At 61.7% G+C, this 2,576-nt stretch carries 1 protein-coding gene; it reads right to left on the bottom strand.

Features of this window, described 5'->3' with window-relative positions:
* Nucleotides 1–513: 513 nt before the first annotated feature.
* Nucleotides 514–2,304: a hypothetical protein gene (locus ABX749_RS29065; RefSeq protein WP_372899121.1), complete on the bottom strand. Its 1,791-nt coding sequence runs from the start codon at nucleotides 2,302–2,304 to the stop codon at nucleotides 514–516.
* Nucleotides 2,305–2,576 lie beyond the last annotated feature (272 nt).

Raw genomic sequence — 2,576 nt, 5'->3', positions numbered from 1 at the left:
CCGGGAAGCACGTCCCACCATCCCCTCGACCCCGGACGGGGTCGCAGCGAATCAATCCGCCGGCGGTGCGGCAGTCTGCGTTCGTAAAGGAGTTGATCGGTGAGCTCGAGGGCTGCGGGCTGGCCGGGTCCGAGGGCGCCGACGTCATTTGCTTCGACACCCTTCGGGGTCGCGTCTGACGGGGGACCGGATGTCCGGAGGTGTCGCTGCGCTCACCTCCGGCTACTCGCTTGGACCCCGTCGGGGTAGGCCGCAGGCCCGATACCGCTCAATCGACAAGGTATTGACAAGCGCAGAGCCCTGCCGCTCACAAGTATCACTCCGTTTGGTGTCAAAGGAGGGCGGCAGCGTCCGCGCGGCGCTAAATCTCGATTTAGCGGTATTGGGCTCGCGCCCTACCGCTACAAAAATGCTTCACAGCGTAGCCCGTTGTGGTTGACGGCTTTGAGTGGTTCCACGACGCCGCGTCCGCGTAATGCATCAGCAATCCTTTTCGCGCCGTCTCGGACGGCCTCATCCACCGAACGGGTCCGCTAGGGCCGTGTCAATGCCACCGAACGGATCATCGCTCGATGTCCCGCCGCCCCCGCCGAACGGATCACCTCCGAACGGATCGGCACCGCCGCTTGGTCCGCCGAAGGGGTCTTCCATCACGCCGGGTCCGCCGAAGGGGTCTTGATTGGGGTTGGCCGGCGACAGTTTCCGGTGCAGTGTGGCTTCGAGTTCCATCAACCGCTTTCGATGCTCGACCAACTTCGCCACGGTCGCTTCGATATCGCGTCGCAGCGTTTGGACGAGTTTCAATTTCTCGGCGTCAGATCTTCGCGTGTCGGCCGATCCCTCAGCGGCTGTTTCCGCGGACTGATCGCTGCGAAAGATTGCCTGCCCGGTCTTGGTGACGGCCAATTCCAGAGCCCCATCGACACCTTTGATTTTTTCGTCGGCCAACACCGCCGTGGCGACTCCGTCACCTTGTTCCCATTGGATAACCTGAATGCCCCGCGTGGTGAGACCGTCTTCACCGACCCGAATGATGACATACCAGCCGGGCCGCAGCAGATCGAACCGCATGTTCCGACCATCGGTCGACGAAGGCAATCGCACCTTCTGATAGGCAGCTCGCTCGTCGCGTCGTTGGTTCAAGAACTTGGCCATCGTCGATCGCGAGGCCACGGCCGATGCGGGAGGCGTTGTCAGGGTTGGCGTGTCCCCGAACGACTGGCGATGAAACGGTTCCAGGTAATAGCGAGGCGATGGTTGATCGCCCCATTCCGGGAGCGTGTCGTCTCCTTTTTCCGGGGCACGTAGGACCAACGATCGCAACACCGGAAACTCCACGGTGATCGGATCGGGTGACGAGCCCGAAACCACAACGATCGTGCTGGGGCCTCTCGCGGTGAGCCATTCGAACCACTGCGCCGAACCACGATCTGAGGGGTCCGGTGCGTCGGCAAGTCGAGGCACGATCGTCACCCGAACCTCACCCGGCGGGACCGAGATCACTTCGCCCAATTCGGCCGTCTGGTACCAGCGAAACCGTGGACTGAATCGCCAATCGTCGGCATCAAGTTGTTTGCCCAACGCCTGGGATGGGTTGAGTTCCTGTTTGTATTCGTCCAGGCTGGGATAGGCGAAACCGTTTTGCCAACACGTCAGGACTTGATACCGCGAGGCGTCGATACCCGACGGCGGGGAAACAATGAGCTTGCCCCCGCGCCGCAGGGTGACTTTCGGTGAGAGCGTCGTTCGTGCCGGAATGAAGCTGAATCCCGATTCATGGACGGCCAACGCCGACACCGAGTGCACACGAACGCCGCGATGACGCACCAGCATCCCCTTGTCCAGATCAATGGAACCGTCGTCTCCGGCGGTCAACAGTTCGCCTCGAGGCGGGGTCATCGGTTGCAGTGGCTTCCCGTCAACAAACGCAAGGTGCGGCGCGGAAGATGAACCTGCCGATGGCATCCCTCCAGGTCCAGGTCCCATGGCGGCGGCGTCCATGCCCATGCCCATACCGCCGCCCATGCCGCCGCCCATGCCCATGTCGCCCATGCCCATGCCATCTCCCATGCCCATGTCCATGCCATACATCTCACCTTCGGCATCGCCACCGCCGTCGTAGCCCATGCCGCCCATCATTTCCATTTCCATTCCATACTCACCCCCCGGATCTTGATAGGTGCGATAGAACTTGGTGCCGCCGGCCGGCTGACCGTCGGGTGTCACAAACGTGATGTCGACTGCCGCGGCGATCGGGGCCCCAAGCAGGCAGCCGAAGAAGATCAAGAGGGTCGTGCGATTCATGAGTCGATTCCGTTGATTGGAGAGAAAAGTATTGCCACGCATCGGTGCCTTGCCGCTTCGGCTTTTGTGGGTTCAGGTTTCCGCGTAGGTCCGGGTGTGCCTGACAGCCCATTGGCATGCACAGCATGCCCTACGCGGCTACGCGGCTGCGTGGAGAGGTGAGAAGATTTTGGAGGCAGGAAGATTAGCCCCGGTGAGACCTCACGGTGGATCGGGAAGCAACGATTGCAGTTCGGATTCCAAACGCGGCAGCGCGATTTGGTTCAATAGGT

The organism is Stieleria sp., assembly GCF_041595215.1.
Taxonomy (GTDB): domain Bacteria; phylum Planctomycetota; class Planctomycetia; order Pirellulales; family Pirellulaceae; genus Stieleria; species Stieleria magnilauensis.
The sequence above is the reverse complement of the archived record's forward strand: the minus strand, read 5'-3'. Positions and strand labels throughout refer to the sequence as shown.

Coding starts and splice junctions, on each gene's coding strand:
- ABX749_RS29065 (WP_372899121.1), bottom strand. CDS start 2,304: ATGAATCGCACGACCCTCTTGATCTTCTTCGGCTGCCTGCTTGGGGCC.